20 protein-coding genes are annotated in these 21,142 nt (G+C 62.6%); 6 read left to right on the forward strand and 14 right to left on the reverse strand.

The genetic code is table 11. The features are described 5' to 3' along the window. Nucleotides 1-8 precede the first annotated feature (8 nt). The 4 genes from LQK83_RS17140 to LQK83_RS17155 are packed head-to-tail and all read right to left on the reverse strand — an operon-like array spanning nt 9 to nt 4,331. Nucleotides 9-1,685, reverse strand: coding sequence for a dipeptide ABC transporter ATP-binding protein (locus LQK83_RS17140; protein WP_230838609.1), 1,677 nt, complete (start codon nt 1,683-1,685; stop codon nt 9-11). After that, nucleotides 1,682-2,491, reverse strand: coding sequence for an ABC transporter permease (locus LQK83_RS17145; protein WP_230838610.1), 810 nt, complete (start codon nt 2,489-2,491; stop codon nt 1,682-1,684). The genes LQK83_RS17140 and LQK83_RS17145 overlap by 4 nt, the downstream gene beginning before the upstream one ends. An 8-nt stretch (nt 2,492-2,499) precedes the next feature. Next, the gene (locus tag LQK83_RS17150) at nt 2,500-3,438 is read right to left on the reverse strand and encodes an ABC transporter permease (protein ID WP_230838634.1); all 939 of its coding nucleotides are present in this window, start codon (nt 3,436-3,438) and stop codon (nt 2,500-2,502) included. Between the two features lie 2 nt (nt 3,439-3,440). After that, nucleotides 3,441-4,331 carry a proline iminopeptidase-family hydrolase gene (locus LQK83_RS17155; protein ID WP_230838611.1) on the reverse strand — a complete coding sequence of 297 codons (891 nt, stop codon included), beginning with the start codon at nt 4,329-4,331 and terminating at the stop codon, nt 3,441-3,443. 137 nt (nt 4,332-4,468) lie between these two features. On the opposite strand from LQK83_RS17155, the gene LQK83_RS17160 reads away from it, so the two are divergent. Together LQK83_RS17160 and LQK83_RS17165 are read left to right on the forward strand one after the other, a co-directional pair. Beyond that, nucleotides 4,469-5,236 (forward strand): LuxR family transcriptional regulator, encoded by a 768-nt coding sequence (locus LQK83_RS17160; RefSeq protein ID WP_230838612.1) that lies wholly within the window; start codon nt 4,469-4,471, stop codon nt 5,234-5,236. A gap of 93 nt (nt 5,237-5,329) precedes the next feature. Continuing rightward, complete coding sequence (locus LQK83_RS17165; RefSeq protein WP_442966785.1) at nt 5,330-6,241, forward strand: proline iminopeptidase-family hydrolase; 912 nt, start codon at nt 5,330-5,332, stop codon at nt 6,239-6,241. A 215-nt stretch (nt 6,242-6,456) separates the two neighbouring features. Here the strand turns inward: LQK83_RS17165 and LQK83_RS17170 are convergent, their stop codons facing one another. From LQK83_RS17170 to LQK83_RS17190, 5 genes are read right to left on the reverse strand one after another with little or no spacing between them, the layout of a single operon-like run. Continuing rightward, nucleotides 6,457-6,960, reverse strand: coding sequence for a GAF domain-containing protein (locus LQK83_RS17170; protein ID WP_230838614.1), 504 nt, complete (start codon nt 6,958-6,960; stop codon nt 6,457-6,459). Nucleotides 6,961-6,978: 18 nt separating this feature from the next. Beyond that, on the reverse strand, nt 6,979-7,719 hold the full coding sequence (locus tag LQK83_RS17175) for an ABC transporter ATP-binding protein (protein ID WP_230838615.1): 741 nt from the start codon (nt 7,717-7,719) through the stop codon (nt 6,979-6,981). Then, on the reverse strand, nt 7,716-8,552 hold the full coding sequence (locus LQK83_RS17180; protein WP_230838616.1) for an ABC transporter ATP-binding protein: 837 nt from the start codon (nt 8,550-8,552) through the stop codon (nt 7,716-7,718). The genes LQK83_RS17175 and LQK83_RS17180 overlap by 4 nt, the downstream gene beginning before the upstream one ends. Next, nucleotides 8,549-9,460, reverse strand: coding sequence for an ABC transporter permease (locus LQK83_RS17185; RefSeq protein ID WP_230838617.1), 912 nt, complete (start codon nt 9,458-9,460; stop codon nt 8,549-8,551). The genes LQK83_RS17180 and LQK83_RS17185 overlap by 4 nt, the downstream gene beginning before the upstream one ends. A 5-nt stretch (nt 9,461-9,465) precedes the next feature. After that, nucleotides 9,466-10,464, reverse strand: a complete 999-nt coding sequence (locus LQK83_RS17190; RefSeq protein ID WP_442966788.1) for an ABC transporter permease — start codon at nt 10,462-10,464, stop codon at nt 9,466-9,468. Between the two features lie 188 nt (nt 10,465-10,652). Here LQK83_RS17190 and LQK83_RS17195 point away from each other — a divergent pair, with 188 nt between their 5' ends. From LQK83_RS17195 to LQK83_RS17210, 4 genes are all read left to right on the forward strand, one after another. Beyond that, on the forward strand, nt 10,653-11,270 hold the full coding sequence (locus tag LQK83_RS17195; protein ID WP_230838618.1) for a helix-turn-helix domain-containing protein: 618 nt from the start codon (nt 10,653-10,655) through the stop codon (nt 11,268-11,270). Nucleotides 11,271-11,316: 46 nt separating this feature from the next. Further along, nucleotides 11,317-12,909 (forward strand): ABC transporter substrate-binding protein, encoded by a 1,593-nt coding sequence (locus LQK83_RS17200; RefSeq protein WP_230838619.1) that lies wholly within the window; start codon nt 11,317-11,319, stop codon nt 12,907-12,909. Nucleotides 12,910-12,986: 77 nt separating this feature from the next. Then, on the forward strand, nt 12,987-14,084 hold the full coding sequence (locus tag LQK83_RS17205; RefSeq protein WP_230838620.1) for a M24 family metallopeptidase: 1,098 nt from the start codon (nt 12,987-12,989) through the stop codon (nt 14,082-14,084). 12 nt (nt 14,085-14,096) lie between these two features. Further along, a complete protein-coding gene (locus LQK83_RS17210) occupies nt 14,097-14,603 on the forward strand; it encodes a GNAT family N-acetyltransferase (protein WP_230838621.1) in 507 nt (168 codons plus the stop codon). A gap of 161 nt (nt 14,604-14,764) precedes the next feature. On the opposite strand, the gene LQK83_RS17215 is transcribed toward LQK83_RS17210, so the two are convergent. The 5 genes from LQK83_RS17215 to LQK83_RS17235 all read right to left on the reverse strand — a co-directional run bounded on the left by LQK83_RS17215 (nt 14,765) and on the right by LQK83_RS17235 (nt 20,673). Beyond that, entirely contained in the window at nt 14,765-16,105 is a 1,341-nt protein-coding gene (locus LQK83_RS17215; protein ID WP_230838622.1) for a sigma-54-dependent transcriptional regulator, read from the reverse strand. After that, nucleotides 16,102-17,991, reverse strand: coding sequence for an ATP-binding protein (locus LQK83_RS17220; RefSeq protein WP_230838623.1), 1,890 nt, complete (start codon nt 17,989-17,991; stop codon nt 16,102-16,104). Before LQK83_RS17220 ends, LQK83_RS17215 begins: the two co-directional genes overlap by 4 nt. Continuing rightward, nucleotides 17,984-18,790, reverse strand: a complete 807-nt coding sequence (locus LQK83_RS17225) for an ABC transporter ATP-binding protein (protein ID WP_230838636.1) — start codon at nt 18,788-18,790, stop codon at nt 17,984-17,986. Before LQK83_RS17225 ends, LQK83_RS17220 begins: the two co-directional genes overlap by 8 nt. Before the next feature lie 113 nt (nt 18,791-18,903). Next, entirely contained in the window at nt 18,904-19,710 is an 807-nt protein-coding gene (locus LQK83_RS17230) for an ABC transporter permease (RefSeq protein WP_230838624.1), read from the reverse strand. Between the two features lie 3 nt (nt 19,711-19,713). Then, nucleotides 19,714-20,673, reverse strand: coding sequence for an ABC transporter substrate-binding protein (locus LQK83_RS17235; RefSeq protein WP_442966786.1), 960 nt, complete (start codon nt 20,671-20,673; stop codon nt 19,714-19,716). Between the last annotated feature and the right edge of the window lie 469 nt (nt 20,674-21,142).

The raw sequence follows: 21,142 nt of genomic DNA on the forward strand, positions 1-21,142 counted from the left end.
GTTGTTATTTATGGGTTGGAGTGTCTCGACAGCGGCCGGTCCGGGTCGATGTCGGGAATGGCGTCGATGAGGCCGGCGGTATAGGCCTCACGGGGGTTGGCGAAGACAGCATCCGACGGGCCTTCCTCGACGATACGGCCGTGATGCATCACGATAACCCGCTGGCAGAGCGAGCGAACGACCGGGAGGTCATGGGCGATGAAGACCAGCGTCAGGTCCATGGTCGCAACCAGCTTGCGGAAGAGGGCGACGATCTGCGCCTGGATGGTGACGTCGAGCGCGGCAATGCACTCGTCGGCCACTATGACTCGCGGATCGATGGCGAGCGCCCGGGCGATGCCGGCGCGCTGACATTGCCCGCCGCTCATCGTGCGCGGCTTGCGCTGCGCAAAGCTGCGGTCGAGTTCGACAAGGTCGAGAAGTTCGTTCACTCGATCCGGTATTTGCACCGCCGGGATCTTCTTCTGAACCGTCAGCACTTCGGAGAGCATCTCGCCGATCGTCATGCGCGGATTGAGCGAATTGTAGGGGTCCTGGAAGACCATCGCCGCCTGGGTGCGAAGAGCCTGCAGCGCCTGTGTCCGCTGCAGGCGGAGGCTCGAACCGTTGAAGCTGACATGGCCGGAGGAGGCGGGTGTCAGACCAAGCATCGCCCGCGCCAGTGTCGACTTGCCCGAGCCGCTTTCGCCAACGATACCAACCGTCTCACCCGGCCAGATTTGCAGCGATACGCCGTCGACCGCGCTGAAATGCTTGCGCTTCGAAAACAGCCCGCCACCCGTCTGGAACCGCACGGCAAGATCGTCGATCTCGATCAGCGGCCGAACGTCCGCCGACCTTGCGGCAGGCGCGACGGTGGCCGCATCTGGTTGCACCGGCATGGAGGGGTGGCTCGAGATCAGCGTCTTCGTATACTCGGCCTGCGGGGCTTTCAGGATCTGCCGCTTCCTGCCGGTCTCAACGATGCGGCCCTGGCGCATGACCGCAATCCGGTCGCAGGTCTGGGCGACGACGCCGAGATCATGCGTCACCAGAATGATGGAGAGGCCTCGCTTGTCGCGCAAGTCCAGCAGGAGATGCAGTATCTGCGCCTGGATCGTCACGTCGAGCGCCGTTGTCGGCTCGTCGGCGATCAGGATTTCCGGATTGCAGGCAAGCGCAATGGCGATCATCGCCCGCTGCCGCATACCGCCCGAAAATTCATGTGCATAGCTCGAAAACTGGCGGGGCGGATCGGTGAAGCCGACCTGGCCCATGATGTCGAGCGCCAGCGATTTGGCCGCTTCGCGCGAGAGGCGTTGATGGAAGACGACGCCTTCCACGATCTGGTCGCCGATGCGCATGACCGGATCGAGATGGCTTGTCGGGTTCTGGAAGATCATACCGATGCGGGCGCCGCGGATCGCCTGCAGCGCCGCCTCGTCCGCGCCGGCGATCTCCTGCCCGTCGAGCAGGATGGAACCGCCACTGCGATGAATTGCGCGTGACGGCATGAGGCCGACCAGCGTCCGGCAAAGAAGGCTCTTGCCTGAACCGCTTTCGCCGACGAGACCAAGTACCTCGCCACGGGCGAGATCGACCGAGACGCTGTCCAGAAGGATGCGTTCCCCATCCAGTGCATCGACGGCGACGGTCAGATCGCGGACGGCGAGAAGCGGATGGATGGAATTCAGTTGCACGGTCATCCGTTCACTCCCAGCCGCTCGGCAAGCCCGTCGCCTATGAGGGAAAATCCGAAAGCGAGCACGACGATGGACAGACCCGGAAAGAGCGTGATCCACCAGGCCTGCGTGACGAAGCTCTGCCCTTCCGCAACCATCACACCCCATTCGGCGGTCGGCGGCTGGACGCCAAGCCCGAGATAGCTGATGGCCGCGCCCGAGAGCAGGACCAGCACGACATCGGACATGGAAAAGACGATGGAGCCGGCCACCGCATTGGGCAGGAGATGCCGGAAGAGAATGCGCAGGCGCGAGAAGCCGAGGCTCTGGGCGGCCATGGCATAATCGCTGTTCTTGAGAACGAGGATCTGTGCGCGAATCAGGCGGGCATAGGAGACCCAGCCGACCAGTGCCATCGCGATGTAGAAGCTCGTGAGCCCCGGTCCCAGAATGGCGATGATGGAAAGCATCAGCACGAGAAACGGAAAGGCGAGGATCACGTCAATCAGCCGCATGAGAACCGCATCAACGAAGCCGCCGAGGAAGCCGGAAACGGCCCCGATGACCGTCCCGATGGCGAAGGGGAAGGCAACCCCGATCAGCGCCATCTGGAGATCGATACGTGCCGAATGCATGACGCGAGAGAGGATGTCGCGGCCGAAATTGTCGGTGCCGAAGGGGTGCGCAAGGCTCGGACCTTTCAGCCGCGCCGCCGCATCCTGAAAGATCGGATCGTAGGGCGCGACAAGCGGGGCCAGCAGCGCCATCAGCACGAAGAGGCCGAAGATGGCGAGCCCGGCATAAAGCGTTGCGTTGCGTGTCCTGATCATGCCGCCGCTCATAGCTTCACCCGCGGGTCTGCGGCGACGGTGGCGATGTCGGCCAGGAAGTTGACGAAGACGGTGGCGCAGGCAAAGACCATCGCCACGCCCTGAACCACCATATAGTCGCGCGAGAAGATGGCGCGCACCAGCAATTGCCCCATGCCCGGCAGCGCGAAGACGCTTTCGACCACGACCGTGCCGCCGATCAGCCAGCCGATATTGACGGCCAGGAGGTTGATCGTCGGGACGACGGAATTGGGCACGACATGGCGCCAGAACACGATTCGCTCAGGCATGCCGCGGGCGCGTGCTGCTGTCGCCACATCCGATTTCAGCCAGTCGATCATCGCCGCGCGCAGCGAGCGCATCAGCACGGTGGAGAGCGAGAGCGCAATGGTCAGCGACGGCAGTACGAGATGCACGAGCTTGTCCGACAGCGTGTTGCCGTAGCCCGAGACGGGCAGGAGCGGAATGCTGACCGAAAGCAGCAGGATCAGCATGAGCGCCAGCCAGAAGGAGGGAAAGCCGATGCCGAAGGTGGAGACCACGCGCACGGCATGATCGACAAACCTGCCCTCGTTGCGCGCAGCGACTGCGGCCAGAGGCACTGCAATCAGGACGGAGAGAAGCACCGAGCAAAATACCAGCGCCAGCGTCGGCTCGATGCGGGTGACGATCAGCTGCAGCACATCGATCTTGAAGATGATCGAGCGGCCCATTTCGCCATGCAGGAGGTTTTTGACGAAGTAGAAATATTGCTGCCACATCGGCAGATCGAGCCCGAACTGCGAACGGATATTGGCGATGGCCTCGGGGGTTGCCTTGGTGCCGAGGAGTACGCGCGCCGGGTCTCCGGGAATGAGCCGGACGAGCACGAAAGTGATGATGGAAACGCCAAGGATCACCGGCAGAAACTGCAGGGGTCTGGTCAGTATGAAGCGATAGCGGTGCAGCATTAGCCCGACACGTCCTTGAGGAAGGAAAGCAGCGGCGGATAATAGCCCTGCGGGTTTTCATAGAAGGGCATGTGGCTGGCATTGCGCACCACATTGATCCGCGCGCCTTCCGGCAGGGCATTCTTCATGCGCAGCGCGCAGGCCGGCGTCAGTTCGTCATGCTCGCCGACGACGATCAGCACGGGCGCGGAAATCTTTGGCAGGTCCGGAATGCGGTTCCAGTCCTTCAGATTGCCGATATAGAGAAATTCGTTCGGTCCCTGCATGGTCATGTAGGCCCCCATGTTCCAGTCTTCGAGCGAGCGGTTGACCGGAGCTGGCCATTCCGGCAGGCGGCAGACATGGCGGTAGTTCAAAAGCGTGACGGCCGCCATATATTCCGGATGATCATAGGTCCCGGCAGCCTCATGCGCCTGCATCATCGCCACGGTTTCGGACCCGAGCGCGGCGCGCAGACGCTCCAGTTCGCTCGCCAGATGTGGCATGTCGGCGACGGTGTCGGCCAAGATGAGGCTCTTGATGGCCTCAGGATAGGTCAGCGCATAGTCGATGGCGAGCCAGCCGCCCCAGGAATGACCGAGCAGATGAACGGCCCCGAGACCGAGCGCTTGGCGCACCGCTTCCGTCTCCTCGACATAGCGTTCGATGGTCCAGAGGCTGGCGTCATCTGGGCGGTCGGATGCGCCCGTGCCGAGCTGGTCGAAGGCGACAACCCGGAAACCCTCGTCTGCCAGACAGGAATGCGCCTCACGCAGATAATCGCAGGGCAGACCTGGTCCGCCATTCAGGCAAAGCAGGGTTTCCGGGCCGTTGCCGAAGACATAGGCCACGACGCGGTAGCCCTGGATTGTCAGCTCGTGCCTCTCGTCCGGTTCGATTTCGCGCCACATGGTTTCGCCTTTGCATTTGCACAACATTTATGCAGGGTTATTTCTAGAGCAATTGAGGCTCCACACTAGCTATCAGAAGTGATAGGGTGAAGCTGTCCGAGGGGCAGGTTTGGAAATTCGGCGCGAAAGAGGTTGGCATGAACGTCACAGGCATCGAGGATCGTTTTGCAGCGGCAACCAGCCTCGACCTTCAGATCGACGAGCTTTTCCTGGCCATGCAGGACTATGGCTTCGATACGCTGATCTACGACTACACGCCGGGCCGCTACGACCTCAGCGGCGAACTCATGATCCCGACGGTTCTGGAGCTGCGCAATGTCGATGAGACGATGCGCGACTACTGGTGCCGGCGCGGCTATTTCCGTCACGATCCCGTGCAGCATGTGGCGCTCGGCACCACGGCCCCCTTCTTCTGGAACTACGATCCCAAGGCGCAGACGCTCATTCATGCCTTCATGAACGAGGAAACGGCGCCCGTGGCCGAATTTCTGTGGGAGCGCGGGCTAACGGCCGGCGTGACCGTGCCGATCCATCTGCCGGGCGGTGACTATGCGACCGTCACCGGCATTCGCGCCGGCGATCCTGTGCGGCTTGAGCGCGACGTGCGGCTCTGCATGGGCGATTTCAGCCTGATGGCACATCTCTTCCAGCGGACTGCAGCGCTGCGCATTGCCGGAGAACAGGCGCTCTCCGGCTTGCCGCGCCTCACCATGCGCGAGCGCGAATGCCTGCGCTATTCGGCGGAAGGCTATTCGGCCAAGGAGATCTCCCGGCTGATCGACCGTTCGGTGCCCACCGTGGTCATGCATCTCAACGCCGCGACCCGCAAGCTCGGCGCGCGAAACCGCACCCAGGCCGTGGCCCGCGCCGCGCATCTGCGCATGTTCGATCAGCCGCGCAGCTGAAGCCAGATACCCTATCAGTTGTGATAGCTGCCGCCTCGGCAGTCGCACGCCTATTCTATGCTCCGAATGACTTTCAATCCAAGGAGCGTCCCATTGCTGTCCGTCGAAACCCGCGAAGGCTTCCTGCCATTCCGAGACTACCAGACCTGGTACCGCGTCACCGGCAATCTCGATAGCGGCAGGCTGCCGCTGGTCGTGGCCCACGGTGGTCCCGGCTGCACACATGATTATGTCGACAGCTTCAAGGGCATTGCCGCGCTCGATGGACGCGCAGTGATACATTACGATCAGCTCGGCAGCGGCAAGTCTACGCATCTGCCGGACAAGGGTCCCGATTTCTGGACGGTCTCACTGTTTCTTGAAGAGCTGGATGCGCTGCTGTCGCATCTCGGCATTGCGGATCGCTACGCCTTCCTCGGCCAGTCCTGGGGCGGCATGCTGGGCGCGGAACATGCGGTGCGGCAGCCGGAGGGCCTGAAGGCGCTGGTCATCGCCAATTCGCCGGCCAACATGCATACCTGGGTCGCGGAAGCGAACCGTCTGCGCCGCGATCTTCCGGCCGATGTGCAGGCAACGCTTCTGGCGCATGAAGAAGCAGGCACGCTGACGCATCCCGATTATATCGCCGCGTCACGCGTGTTCTACGACCGGCATGTCTGCCGCGTCACGCCGTGGCCCGAGGACGTTGCGCGCACCTTTGCTGCCATGGACGAGGATAACACCGTCTATCGCAACATGAACGGCCCGACCGAATTCCACGTCATCGGCACGATGAAGGACTGGACGATCGAGGATCGGCTCGACCGTATCAAGGCGCCGACGCTGTTGATTTCCGGTGCTTACGACGAAGCGACGCCGGAAGTCGTGCGCCCCTATCGCGAGCGCGTTCCAGATATCTGCTGGGTGCTCTTCGAGCATTCCAGCCACATGCCGCATGTCGAGGAAAAGGAACTGTGCCTGAAGACAGTTTCCGATTTTCTCGCAGCTCACGACGAGCGCTCCTGATCCACGCGAAACCCGGCAGCGCGGTAAGGCAGCGGACCGCGCTGCCGGGTTTCCGATGACATTGGCGCAGAGATATACGGTGCTGCAGCGTCCGCTCACTTGTACCAATCAAGGGACGGACCACTCCAATCGGCCAAATCAACGCGTGCCGTTACTGCCTCCAAAAACAACCGGGCAGTGATCCATTCAACCGAAAACGATGGGTATAGCGCGCTTCAGAGCCCCTGTTTGCCGGCGACCATAAAGGCCAGCTTGGACGGGATGTTGAGGAGGCTCGTCGCGCGCTCGACCCGCTCCGGCGTGTAATGATGCGCGACGTCAAGGCAATTGACCGTGCCCAGCATCTCGCCGCCGATATAGACCGGCAGGTTGATGACGGATTCGCAGCCGAGCGACTTGATCAGCTCATGGTCGGGGAAGACCTTGGCGATGTCCTCGATCGTGTTGGCGACGAAGGCGCGGCGTTCGCCGTGAACGATGTCGAACCATTCATTGCGATGCGTCGGCTTGGTGCCCGAAGCCGGATAGTTTGCCGGATCGGACGTATAGGCGCGGCGCGCAAGGCCTGCCTTCATGTCGGAAAGCATGACGGTGAAGAGCTTGGCGCCGATGACCTCGCGAACCAGCGTCTGCAGCGCGATCCAGGGTGCGTCGCCCGCCGTGTCATTGGCAATCGCGCTGTCGAAGGCGGCAAGGGCTGCCTGGTAGTTGTTTTCCATGGGTGTTCTCCGGAATTGTCAGACGGCTGGAGGGGCAGAGAGCCTTAAGAGCTCCCGGCTGTATTCGTTCTGCAGATGCCCCTTTTTCAGCTTTTCGGCATCGGCGGTTTCGACGATCCGCCCGCCGCGCATGACGGCAAGACGGTCGCAAAGGAAGGAAACGATCGGCAGGTTATGCGTGACCATGAGATAGGTCAGCCCGCGCTCGCGCCGCAATCGTTTGAGGAGGTTGAGGATCTCGGCCTGCACGGAGACGTCGAGCGCCGAGGTCGGTTCGTCCAGTAGCAGCAGCTTCGGCTCGACGATCAGCGCGCGGGCAATCGCCACGCGCTGGCGCTGGCCGCCGGAGAGCTGGTGCGGATAACGGAAGCGGAAGCGGTTATCGAGGCCGACATCCTTCAGGATCGCGGCGATGCGCTCGTTGTGGTCGCTTAACCCTTGAATGTTCAGCGGCTCCATCAGCGTCGCGTCCACCGTCTTGCGCGGATGCAGCGACCCGTAAGGATCCTGGAAGACCATCTGGCAGGTGCGGGCAAATTCGGCTTCGATGCCGTGGCTGCGCGGCTTGCCGAAGATCTCGATCGTGCCGCGCCACTCCGGCGCAAGGCCCGCAATCGCCTTCAGCACGGTCGACTTGCCCGAGCCGCTTTCGCCGACAAGGGCGAAGCTTCCGCCTTCCTCGACGTCGATGGTCACGCCATGCGTGATCTGCGTTTCGCCATAGGAGACGTCGAGATTGTCGATATGGATCGCGGTCATGTGGCGCTCCAGGTGGTGCGGTCGATGACCGGCAGTTCGTCGCGTGTCTCGTCAAGTCGCGGCTGGGCGGCGAGCAGGCCGCGTGTGTAGGGGTGTTGCGCGTTTTTCAGCTCGGACGCGGCGCAATCCTCGACCAACCGTCCGGAATTCATCACCAGCACGCGGTCGCAATAATGCGCCACGAGGTTCAAGTCGTGGCTGATCAGGATCAGCCCCATGCCCTTGTTGCGCACGAGGTCGTCTATGATATCGAGAACCTGCGCCTGCACGGACACGTCGAGCGCCGAGGTCGGTTCGTCGGCAATCAGGATATCCGGTTCGGGGATGAGCATCATCGCGATCATCACGCGCTGGCCCATGCCGCCGGAAATCTCGTGCGGATAGAGACCGGCAACGCGGTCCGGATCGTTGATGCGTACCGCCTCCAGCATGGCGCGGACGCGCGCGGCGATCTCGCGGCGCGGCAGCCGCTTGTGGGCGACAAGCGCCTCGGCGATCTGCTCGCCGACCGTCATGACCGGATTGAGCGAGAATTTCGGGTCCTGCATGACCATGGAAATGCGCGCGCCACGGATCTTGCGCATGGCCTTTTCGCCCTGCTTCAGAAGATCCATGCCATCGAATTCCAGCCGCGTGGCGCTGACCTTGCCGGGCGCACGCACGAGGCCGAGAATGGAGCGGCCGGTCATCGACTTGCCCGAGCCGCTTTCGCCGACAATGCCGAGGCGTTCGCGGCCGAGTGAGAAGGAAATGCCCTTGACCACATCCACCGGGCCGGACGGGCTGGGGAAGGTGACTTTCAGGTTTTCGACGGCAAGAAGGGGCGCGCTCAATGCTTTTCTCCGCTCTTGGGGTCGAGAACGTCGCGCAAACCGTCGCCGAGGAAGCAGAAGCCGAGGCTGACAACGATGATGGCGAAGCCCGGCATGGTGGCGACCCACCATTGATCGAGAATGAAGGTGCGCCCGCGCGCGATCATCGCGCCCCATTCCGGCAGCGGCGGCTGCGCGCCAAGGCCGATGAAGCCAAGGCCGGCGGCAGTAAGGATGATGCCCGCCATGTCGAGCGTGACGCGGACGATCATCGAGGAGGTGCAGAGCGGCAGGATATGGCCGACGACGATACGAAGGCTCGATGCGCCCTGCAACCGGCTTGCGGCAATGAAATCGGCATTCTTGAAGGTGAGCGTTTCGGCCCGTGCGATGCGGGCATAGCTCGGCCAGGAGGTGACGGCGATGGCGAGAATGGCGTTTTCAATGCCGGGGCCGAGGGCTGCGACGAGCGCCAGCGCCAGGATGAGCTTCGGCATGGAGAGGAAGATGTCGGTGATGCCCATGAGGACGCGATCGACCCAGCCGCCGAGATAGCCGGCGGCAGCGCCGATCAGCAGACCCGCAGGCGCTGCGAGAACGGCGACCAGAATGACGATGGCGAGCGTGATGCGCGCACCGAAGACGACGCGGGACCAGATATCGCGGCCCAGCTCGTCCGTGCCCATCCAGTTGGCAGCACTTGGCGGGCGCAGGCGCGCATAGGTATCCTGGGCGATCGGGTCATGCGTGGCGATCCAGGGCGCGAAGACGGCCATGGCGATCAGCGCCAGCACGATGACGAGGCCGACCATGGCCAGCGCGTTGCCGCGAAAGGCAAGCGAGATGCGGAAGATGCGGCCCCAGCGGGCCTGCCGGCGCGAGGCGGGGCTTTCGTCGAGAAGCCAGTTGCGCATGTCAGCAAAGGCCATGCCGGTTACCTCGCGCGCGGGTCAAGCACGTCGTAAAGCGCGTCGCTGACCTTGTTGATGATGATGAAGACCGTGCCGATCAGCAGCGTCGCGCCGAGGACGGCGGCCATGTCGGCGTTGAGCAGCGCGACGGTCAGATAATTGCCAATGCCGGGCCAGGAGAAGATCGTCTCGATCATCACCGAGCCTTCGAGAAGTGCGGCATAGGAGAGAGCGCAGACGGTGATGAGCGGCAAGAGGATCGGCCGGAAGGCGTGCCGCCAGATGACCACCCGCTCCGGCAGGCCCTTCACGCGGGCGGTCGTAATATACTCCTGCGCCAGCTGGTCGAGCATGAAGGACCGCGTCATGCGGGCTATGTAGGCAAGGCTGAAGAAGCCGAGAATGCAGGCCGGCAGCGCGAGATGGCCGATGGCGTTGAAGAAGATGTCCGTCTCGCCGGCGAGAAGGCTGTCGACAAGCATCAGGCCCGTGACCGGTGTGACGAGACCATCATAGGCGATATCGACGCGGCCGGGTCCGTCCACCCATTGCAGGCGCGCATAGAAGACCGCAAGCCCGACAAGACCGAGCCAGAAGGCGGGGATTGCATAGCCTGCAAGGCCTACGACACGGATGACCTGATCGGTCAGGCTCCCCTGTTTGGCGGCGGCATGAACGCCCATGGGCACGCCGAGCGCGATGCCGATCAGGATGCCGAGTGTGGCCATTTCCAGCGTCGCGGGGAAGACTTCCTTGAGGTCCTGCAGAACCGGCCGCCCGGTCGAGACCGACATGCCCAGGTCGCCCGTCGCAACCGCCTTTACGTAAGTCACGAATTGCACGATCAGCGGCTTGTCGAGGCCAAGCTGCACGCGGGCGGCCTCATAGACCGCCTTCGGTGCACGGTCGCCGACCACGGCCAGCGCCGGGTCGATCGGCACGACGCGGCCGATGAAGAAGGTGATGGCGATGAGGCCGAGAAGCGTGACGATCAGCGAAACAGCGATGCCGCCCAAATGCAGCGCCGCCTTGCGGGTGCGCCTGGCGCCGCCGCCGCGCTTGCGAGTGGCTTGGGCTCCCGCGTCGGGGAAGGGTGTGTCTGTCGCCACGCGCGGCCTCCTCGGCATAAAAATTTTCGTTCCAGTAAAATTCTGCTTGGAACATACAAATAATTTTGCTTTCATCAAACAAATTTTACTGGTTTCCGAAGATGACTGCTTCACCGCTCGCCTTGACGACACAAGAACCACAGGCGCCCAAGGTCGGCGCGCTGATACGCGCCCGTCGGCGGCAATTGCAGCTGACATTGCGCGACATCTGCGAAGCGGCGGGCATCACGCCCGGCTATCTCAGTCAGGTGGAGCGCGACCTTGCCACGCCTTCTCTCGGCACCTTGGCGCAGATCGCGCATAGCCTCAATGTCGGCGTCGATTACTTCATCGCCTCGCCTGGTGCCGACGATGCCTTGACCCGCCATGGTCAGCGCGAGACGTTTTCCGTGCCGGGTTCCGACGTGGTTTACGAGCGCGTGGCGGCTGACTTTGCCGGTAACCAGCTCTCATCCTTCGTGCTCAACATCCCGCCGGGTTTCCATTCCGAAATCGTCAGCCACGAGGGCGAGGAAATCCTCTTCGTGCTCGAAGGCAAGCTGACGCAGATGCTGGACGGGGCGGAATATATCATGCGTCCCGGCGACAGCCTGCATTTTCGTGGCAACCGCCCGCATGCCTGGTGGAACGACAGCCAAGAGACAGTGCGCGTGCTCTGGACCGGCACTGTTCCCGTCTACCGCACCACCCCGCCGAAAGCCGGGGCAAAAGCCGAGTGACCCCAAACTAAGAACAAGAATATCCGAGAAAGAGGAGAACAAAGTCATGAAACATTTGCACGCTGCCCTATTCGCCGCCACGGCACTTTTGCCGCTGACGGCCCTGCAGGCCCATGCCGCGACCCCAAAGGACACGCTGGTCGTGGCCGAAAACATCGACGACATCGTCAGCATCGACCCCGCAGAGGCTTACGAATTCTCCTCCGGCGAATATGTGACCCAGACCTATGACCGTCTGGTGCAGTATGACGCGACCGACCTGCAGAAGCTTTCGCCCGGCCTTGCCACCAGCTGGAAGGCCGACGATGCGGCCAAGACGATCACCTTCACGCTGCGCGACGGCGTCAAGTTCTCCTCGGGCAATCCCCTGCGCGCCGAAGACGTCGTCTATTCCTTCAAGCGCGTCATCAAGCTCAACAAGGCGCCCGCCTTCCTGCTGACCCAGCTCGGCTGGACCGCCGACAATTTCGACAGCATGGTCAAGGCTGACGGCAAGACGGTCACCATCAAGTATACGGGCGACTTCTCGTCCGCCTTCGTGCTCAACGTTCTCGCTTCGCGCCCGGCCTCGGTCGTCGACGGCAAGACGGTCGAAGCCAATGACAAGGGCGGCGATCTCGGCAATGCCTGGCTGAAGGCGAATTCCGCCGGCACCGGCCCCTTCGTGCTCAAGGCCTTCAAGCCCGGCCAACTGATCAATCTTGCCGCCAACCCGTCCTATTTCGGCGGCGCACCGGCCGTGAAGTCCGTCGCCATCCGCCATGTTGCGGAATCGGCCACGCAGCAGCTCATGCTGAAGTCGGGCGATGTCGACATTGCCAAGAACCTGACGCCGGACCAGATTGCCGCCGTTGAGACCAGCGGCACGTTCAAGATCGAGACCTATCCGCAGGCCGCCGTCCACTTCCTCAGCCTTAACCAGAAGGACAAGGACCTGACCAACCCGGCCGTCTGGGAAGCCGCGCGTTATCTCGTCGACTACAAGGGCATGACCGACACGATCCTCAAGGGCCAGATGGAAATTCATCAGGCCTTCTGGCCGAAGGGCTTCCCCGGCGCGCTGAACGACACGCCCTACACCTATGATCCGGATAAGGCGAAGAAGATCCTCGCCGATGCCGGCATCAAGACGCCGATCACCGCGACGCTCGATGTCATCAACTCCTCGCCCTTCACCGATATGGCGCAGGCGCTGCAGGCAAGCTTTGCCAAGGGCGGCATCGACTTCAAGATCGTGCCCGGCACGGGCTCGCAGGTCATCACCAAGTATCGCGCCCGCACGCATGAGGCCATGCTGCTCTATTGGGGTCCGGACTTCATGGATCCGGATTCCAACGCGTCGGCCTTCGCCTACAATGCCGACAACAGCGACGGTCACTACCAGTCGACCACGACATGGCGCAACGCCTGGGCCGTTCCGGACGACATGAACAAGGCGACCGTGGCCGCCCGCGCCGAAGCCGATCAGGCCAAGCGCGACGCGATGTATATCGACCTGCAGAAGAAGGTGCAGGCCAACTCGCCGATCGTCGTCATGTTCCAGGCTGCCAAGCAGGTTGCGCTTGCGAAGAACGTCTCGGGCTATGTCAACGGCGCGCTGCCGGACTACGTCTTCTACCGTCTGGTCAAGAAGGACTGACGAACACTTGCATGACAGGCCGCCGGCGTTGTTCGGCGGCCTTCCCCTAACCTCATTGGATCACAGGAGCGATGCCGATGTTCGAGGCGCGCATGAAACGGCTGACCGCGCGGATGACTGACACCAAGACCGATGGCGTATTCGTCGGTCCGACCTCCAATATGAAGTGGCTGGCGGGGTTCGACCCGCATGGCGACGAGCGTCCGGTGATGCTGGTTGTCGGCCCGAAATCCGCCGCCTTCCTGATGCCGGCGCTGAATGCCGACAGCGCGCGCCAGCACACGGACCTTCCCTTCTTCACCTGGTCCGATGCCGAAGGTCCCGCGGATGCCTTCGCCACGCTGCTCTCGGAGACCGGCATTGCGGGTGTCGCAAACCCGTCTATCGCGCTCGATGAAACCATGCGCGCCGACTTCGCACTGATGGTCGTGGACGCATTGCCTGGCGCGAAACGCGCGTTCCTTGCCGATACGGTAGGCGCACTTCGTGCAGCCAAGGACGAGAGCGAATACAAGCTTCTGAAGATGAACGCGCTGATCGATGACGAGACGATGCGTTCGGCCTTTGCGGCGCTCAAGCCCGGCATCAGCGAGCTGGAAGCCGCCGAGGTCATCAAGCAGCGCTTTCTGGCACAGGGCGCCAAGGCCGAATTCGTCATCGTCTGCTTCGGCGAAAACGGTGCGTTCCCGCACCATCATTCCGGCGAGCGCCGCCTGAAGGCGGGCGATGCGATCCTCGTCGATATCGGTGGCCGCAAGGATGGCTATCCGAGCGACATGACCCGCGTCGGCTATTGCGGCACGCCGCCGGAAGGCTTCGAGGAGGTCGTCTCCGTCGTCGAGCGCGCCGTGCAGGCGGCCGTGGCTGCCGCGCGCCCCGGCGTGAAGGCTTCAGACGTCGACCGCGCCGCCCACGAAACGATTGCGGCGGCCGGCTATGGCGACCGCTTCCTGCATCGCACTGGCCACGGTCTCGGCATCGACGTGCACGAGCGGCCCTATATCACCGCGACCTCCGATGTCGTGCTTCAGGCGGGGAACGTCTTCTCCATCGAACCCGGCATCTATCTCACCGACCGCTTCGGCGTGCGGCTGGAAGAGATCGTGATCCTCGGCAAGGACGGGGCTGAAGTCTTCTCCGAACTCTCCCGCAAGCCCTTCCACGTTGACGGCTGAGAAGAGGCGGAGATGTCCGGCATCGTCGTTCGCAGACCGAGAGCGGAAGACGGCGAGGACATCGCCGCCATCTACGCTTTCGAGGAGGTGGTTGCATTCACCGCGCAGCTTCCTCATCGCGATGTCCAGTTCTGGCGGGATTTCTACCGCACGCGCGACCCGGAAGGCGTGGAACTGGCAGCCGAAATCGATGGCCGCGTGGTCGGCCATCTCGGCATGATCCTCAACCGTTCGCCGCGCCGCAAGCATGTCGGCAGCTTCGGTATCTGCGTTCATCCTGAGTTCCACGGACGCGGTGTGGGGAAGGCGCTGATGTCGGAAATGATCAACCTTTCCGACAACTGGCTTAATCTCGTCCGCCTCGAATTGTCGGTGGCGTCTGAAAACAGCCGCGCCATCGCACTCTACCGAAGCTTCGGCTTCGAGATCGAGGGCGAGTTCAAGATGGATCTCTTCCGCAATGGCCGCTATGGCGATACGACCCAGATGGCGCGGCTGCGCCTACGCCCTGCTTGCTGATTCCGTCTTTGAGGGTGATGCTCTGGGTCAGCGCCAAAACCCGGGGCATTCAAACAGCGTCAATGTTTCCGTCGGTAAAGATGCTCGCCTGAGGCTTCATAATCCGCCTTGAGCGCGGCGGATGCCTTGTCGTTTGGCAGAATTCATATTCGCTCACTGCGCTACAAAGCCTTCGCACGACGCGACAGGCGCTGAATCTTCTCATTGAATGTCCGCAGCGGAAGCGACAGCAATCTGGCAGCATCCGAAGTGTTTCCGGCCTGAGCAAGGGCATTCCTGAGAATGCGGAGTTCAAACTGATCCATTTGTTCGGTGAGCGACCCGCTGGACGCCGCTTGCCCATCCTGGCCTGACGCGGGTGCCGGGGTCCAATCCAGATCGAGAGCCCGGCGCTCCGCGAGCAGTTTCAACTCGCGGACATTGCCGGGCCAGGGATAAGCGAGGATGGTCTCCATGTCCTGCGCTGTCAGGGGCCGGTTCGGGGTTCCCATGCGTGTGGCCATGGCGGCCATGAAGTGGCTGAACAGCAAGACCGCATCGTGGCCCCGCTGGCGCAGCGGCGGGATGGCGATCTCTGCCCCCATGAGGCGATAATGCAGGTCGGCGCGGAAATTGCCCTTCTCGGCGAGCGCTTTCAGGCTTTCCTTGGTGGCGGACACGATGCGGATGTCGATCCTGATATCCTTGTTCGAGCCGAGACGGGTCACAGTTCGCTCCTGCAGGACGCGCAGCAGCTTGGCCTGCGCCGCGAGAGGCATGCTCTCCACTTCATCCAGAAAGACAGTGCCGCCATCGGCATATTCGAATTTGCCGAGCCGGGTCCCGCTGGCACCGGTGAAGGCGCCGGTCTCGTGCCCGAACAGCTCGCTTTCGATGATATCGGCAGGCAGGGCCGCGCAATTGATGGCGACGAACGGCTTGTCGCGCCTCGCGCTGCCATCGTGAAGCAGCCGCGCAACGACCTCCTTGCCCGTGCCCGTCTCGCCGTGGATCAGCACATCGACCGGCAGTACCGCGAGCCGGGCAATCGCCGACTTGAGCCTCGCCGTCGCCTGATCCTCGCCGATGAGCTGGCGGTCGATCAGCGCCTCTAGTTCGGAACTTTTTTGATAAGCTGCCACCTTGCGGCGCAGGCTCGATGTCTCGACCGCGTTCGCCAGGGTCGCGATGAGCTGATCGGGCAGATAGGGCTTGGTCAGGAAGGTGAAGGCACCACCCTGCATCGCCGCCACTGCCATCGGTACATCGCCATGGCCGCTCAGGATGATCACGGGCAGGGCCGGATGGCTGGCCTTGATGGCATCGAGAAGTTCCAGCCCCGACATGCCGCGCATCCGCACATCGGAGAGAACCACATCCGGCTCTTCCGCCGAAAGCATCTTGAGCGCTTCCTTTGCATTGGATGCCTGGGTGACGCGGAAATCGTTGAGCTCCAGCCACTGCGCCATGGACTGGCGCAATGTGTGATCGTCTTCCACCAGCAGGACAAGGGCGGCATTCATGCACTCAGTCTCCCGCGATCCGCCTCGACGCGCGGCAGTTCGATGCGGAAGCCCGCGCCACCCAGCCGTGAGGGTAAGTAGGAGAGCCGGCCGTGATGGTCCGTGACGATGCGGTTCGCGGTTGCAAGCCCCAGACCGAGACCTTCGCCGGCGGCCTTGGTGGTGTGGAAAGGCTCGAAGAGCCGCGCCTGCTCGGCCGCATCGATGCCCGTGCCATTGTCTGAAACCGTGAGCGCACAGGTCCCGTCGCCGACTTCGATGGTCACCTCGATTAGCGGATCCTCGACATTGCGGACAGCATCGACGGCGTTGTTCAGCAGATTAAGCACGACCTGATCGAGCTGCGTTCCGCTGCCATGGACGATCACGCCCTCTTCCAGCCGGTCGATGGCGGTAATGCCGAGATCGGCGAAGCGAAATTTCAGCAGCGTCAGCGTGCGCCGAACCTGCAGACCGAGATCGAGCTCGACAAAATCCTCGTCCTTGCGCCGGGCGAGACGCTTGAGCTGGTTGGTCAGGTCCGACACCCGGCCGACGATATCGCCCATCGTGTCGAGGTTCCCCTTCGCCACGTCGAGCTTTCCCCGCTCGACCAGAAGCCGGGTCGAAGCGATATAGGTCTGGAGTGCTGCGAGCGGCTGGTTGATCTCATGCGCGAGCCCGGCAAAGCTCTGGCCAATGGCCGCCAGCTTCTCGGCCTGCGTCAGGTTTGTGCGGGTCACGTCGAGCTGACGCTCGGCCTCCTGCCGCTCGGCAATTTCGGTGGCGAGGCGATCGTTTGTCTGGCGCAGCTCGCTCGTCCGTTCGTCGACCCGCGCCTCCAGAACCTCCATCGCGCGGCGGGCAACCGCCTGGGCCCTGCGCCTCTGCAGGAAGATCATCAGCGCCGCGGCGGCGAGCATCAGCGCCAGAACGGCGGCGAGCGCCAGCGTGTTCGCCAGCCGCTCCACGGAACCGAGATCGGCGAAATAGTTCAGCACCCAGCCGTCCGGGCCGAAGGATGCGGTGGCGCGCAGGCGCTGCGGCGCATCGGCACTCCCAAGCCGGGCCTTCTCATAGCCGCCTTCGTTTCTCAGCGTGATGCCCGCCGCGCCGATCGTCGCGTCACCGTAGCGCCTCTCCTCGGTCAGCTGCTTCAGTTGCGCGGGGCTCACCGCGCCGATGGCGGTGTAGCGCCATTGCGGTTCGGAGGAGAGGAAGATCACACCTTGGCTGTCATTCATCGCGACCATCTCGCCCGCGTCGCGCCATTGCTGCTCGACCGGGAGAAGATCGATCTTGACGATGGCGACCCCGGCGACGGCGCCATCCAGCGTGATGGGGGTCGCCAGGAAATAGCCCGGCTGGCCGGTGGTTGCGCCGACGGCGTAGTAGTTGCCGAAGCCCTTGGCGATCGCATCCAGGAAATAGGGCCGATAGCTGTAATTCTGCCCGATGAAGCTGCCGGGGCTGTCGAAATTGCTGGCGGCAATCGTCAGTCCGGTCCTGTCAGTGACGAAAAGCGCCATCGCGCCGGACGCATCGGAAATGCGCTTCAGAAGCAGGTTGGCCGCCAGGCCCTGCTCCGGCGTCGCGCTTTGGCGGAACAGGTCCTCGATTTCGCGAGAGCGGGCCACGACGTCCGGCAGATAGCGGAAGCGCTCGATACTGGTCGAAAGCGTGGCGGAGATGAGGCGCAGGCGCTCCTGCGCGGTGCGGGAAACGTCACGCGCGCCGTAATCGACTGCCACTGCCCGGACCAGAAAGGCGGTGGCGGCCAGACACATCGCAAGCAACAGCAAGAGCGGCCAGTATCGGCGACGCAATCCCCATCCTCCACCCGTGTCCTCGCCCATCAGGCGAAGATTGTCCGCACGGCCCCCTGCCGTGCGCTGTCCCTCAATCAAGGGTCAGCCCCTTGCGTTCGTCAAGAGCAAAGCGGTCATGCTCGGCATGGACGAGGCTCGCCAGGTCCTTCTTGATGGCGTTGAACTCGGGCGAATTGCTGTCGCGCGGATAGGGAAGATCGATGGTCACGTCGCGTTTGATCGTGCCGGGGCGATAGGTCAGGATGACGACGCGGGAGCCCAGATAGACGGCTTCCTCGATGGAATGGGTCACGAAGACGATCGTCTTGCCGACGCTGCGCCAGATGCGCAGAAGCTCGTCCTGCAGCGAGCGGCGGGTCAGCGCGTCGAGCGCGCCGAAAGGCTCGTCCATCAGCATGATCGGCGGATCGAGCGCCAGCACGCGGGCAATCGCCACGCGCTGGCGCATGCCGCCGGAGAGGTCCTTCGGGAAACGATGCCGAAACTCCTTCAGCCCCAGCATGTCGAGCAGATCATCGACGATGCGGGCCTTCTCTTCTTTGCCGGTGCCGCGGATGTCGAGACCGAAGGCAATGTTGGCTTCCACCGTCATCCACGGAAACAGCGCATATTCCTGAAACACCATGCCGCGATCCGGCCCCGGCGCGGTGACCGGCTGGCCGGAGACTTCGAGCGTGCCGGATGTCGGCAGCGAGAAGCCGGCTATGGCGTTGAGCAGGGTCGATTTTCCGCAGCCCGAAGGGCCCAAAAGGCAGACGAATTCGCCCGGCCTGATTTCCAGGTCGATATCCTTGAGCGCCACGACTCCGCCGGGCTGTGCGCCGAAAACCTTGTTGACGCCTGCGGCCCGCACGAGCGGTTTCGTCTGGGCTTCCATGTCCTTCACGATGTGATGGGCGTTCATGATGTCTCTCCTCCCGAGTTGATCTCTGCTCTCTTCGCCGATGAGCGGTCGGTGCGGGAGCCCGCCAAGACGGGCTCCGCGTCTCGTCAGGATTCGATGCCGCGATGCCAGCGCAGCAGGTGGTTATTGACGCGGTTGACGCCGACATCGATGGCCAGACCCAGGAGGCCGATGGCGATCATCCCGGCGATCACCTTGTCGGACCACATGTATTCACGGGCCTCCAGGATGCGGTAACCGAGCCCGCTATTGACCGCGATCATCTCCGCCACGATGACGACGATGAAGGCCGTGCCGATGCCGATGCGCATGCCGGTGAGCACATAGGGCGTGGCGGCCGGCAGGATGACGCGGCGGAACATGGTCATGCGGTCGGCACCGAGATTGGTCGCCGCGCGGACATAGATGCTGTCCACATTGCGCACGCCGGTGATCGTGTTGATCAGCACGGGGAAGAAGGCCCCGATGGAGATCAGGAAGATCGCCGGCGGATCGCCGAGCCCGAACCACAGGATCGCCAGCGGAATATAGGCGATCGGCGGGATCGGGCGCAGGAACTGCACCACCGGATTGAGATAGGCCTCGAACCGGCGATCCGTGCCCATCAGCAATCCGAGCGGCAGGGCAAGGCCTGCGCCCACGGCAAAGCCGAGGAGAACGCGGCGCATGCTGGCGACGAGGTCGCTCAGCAATTCGCTCGACCAGATCCAGTCGGAAAAGCCGGCGCTTTCCGCAAACGTCTGCGCAGGCAGGAGATAGGTCCAGAGCCTTTCGAGAATAGCGAGCGGCGAGGGCAGGATCACCGGCTTGATGAACCCGGACTGCGACAGCAGCTGCCACAGCACGAGGATCACGACCGGAACCGCCAGATTTCTGAAGAGCGTGCGCGCCATGGCTTATTTCGCCTTCAATGCGTCGCTGAGCAGATCCGTCTTGACCCAGTCGGTTGCCTTGGGTGGATTGGCGAGCTTCCCAACGCCATACTTGACCATCAGGTCGGTCGTGATCTGCACATGCTCGGGTGTGATTTCATAGGAGTAGGGCGAGTTGCCGATCGCGTCCTTGAAGTCCTGGTCGGTGATCTGGCCCTTGAACATGTCGTTGATGACGTATTTTTCGGCCTCCGCCGGGTGGTCGATGAAATACTTCGTTGCTTCGACAAAAAGCTTCATCGTGCGCTCGGCGACATCCTTGTTCTTGTAGAAGCTTTCCGAGAAAACGAGGGAGCGGACGGGCATGCCCATCGGCGTGTCGTAGGGCTTGAGGATCTCGATGCCGAAGCCCTTGTTGACGGCCTGGCTGGCCTGCGGTTCCGACTGGCACATGGCGTCGATATTGCCGGCCATCAGCGCCTGGTTGAGATCGGCGAAGGCCATGTAGACGAGCTGGACATCCTTGCCGGGCTTTTCAGACCAGGTGAGGCCCGCCTTGCTGAGTTCGGCCAGAAGCAGAAGCTCCTGTGCGCCGCCACGGGCAACACCCACCTTCTTGCCCTTGAAATCGGCAACCGACTTGATCCCGGTCTTGTCGCCGACGACGATGCGTGCACCGCCCTTGGCAAAGCCGGCAACCGCATAGATAGGCACACCCGAGGCGCGGCCGGCAATGGCGGCATCGACCGCACTGGCGGCCACATCGACTTCGCCAGCGACGATGGCCGGCAGGATGTCGATGCCCTTGGCGAAGAAGCGCTCTTCGATCTGCAGGTTATATTTGGGCGCCAGTTCCTTCATGTAGGAAATGGCCCCGTAATGGGCGAACTTGAGATTGCCGAGCCGGACCTTGTCGGCGGCATGGGCCGAGGTTGCAGCAACGACTGCAGCAGCCACCAGCAGGTGACGCATCAAAGACTTCATGATTTCCTCCCAAAAGAAAGACCCCTCCGTGGGTCAACCCGCCCCATGCAGACGGCGTGCCAGAACGGGAGGAAGAGGCAATCGCCATATCAACGCACTGGCACGAAAAGACTTTTTTGTCTGTAGTGGAGAGCACACCGTTTCAGTTCTTGCCCACCGGGGCAAGAACTTGCTTCGGTGAGCAAGAAATTGCTGCCGCTCTGGACGCGATTGGGCAATCTCATGCCGCGGCCTCCGAAGCCGAAGACGGTTCCCCATGTCTGGAAATGGGCAGATCTCTTGTCGCTGGCGCAAAAAGGCGGGCGATCTCGTAGCTTTAGAGCGCTTCAGCATTAAACGGAAACACTGAAACGCTTGTCTTATGATTTTCTGGCTTCTTCGTGAGATAAAGAAGCGCCGGAGAGGACGGCCATCCTTCTCCGGCGATGGGGGACGGATCGTTGAAACGCAGGCCGCCATTCTTGCGAAT

It is taken from the genome of Rhizobium sp. C1 (assembly GCF_021026335.1).
Taxonomy (GTDB): Bacteria; Pseudomonadota; Alphaproteobacteria; order Rhizobiales; family Rhizobiaceae; genus Ensifer_A.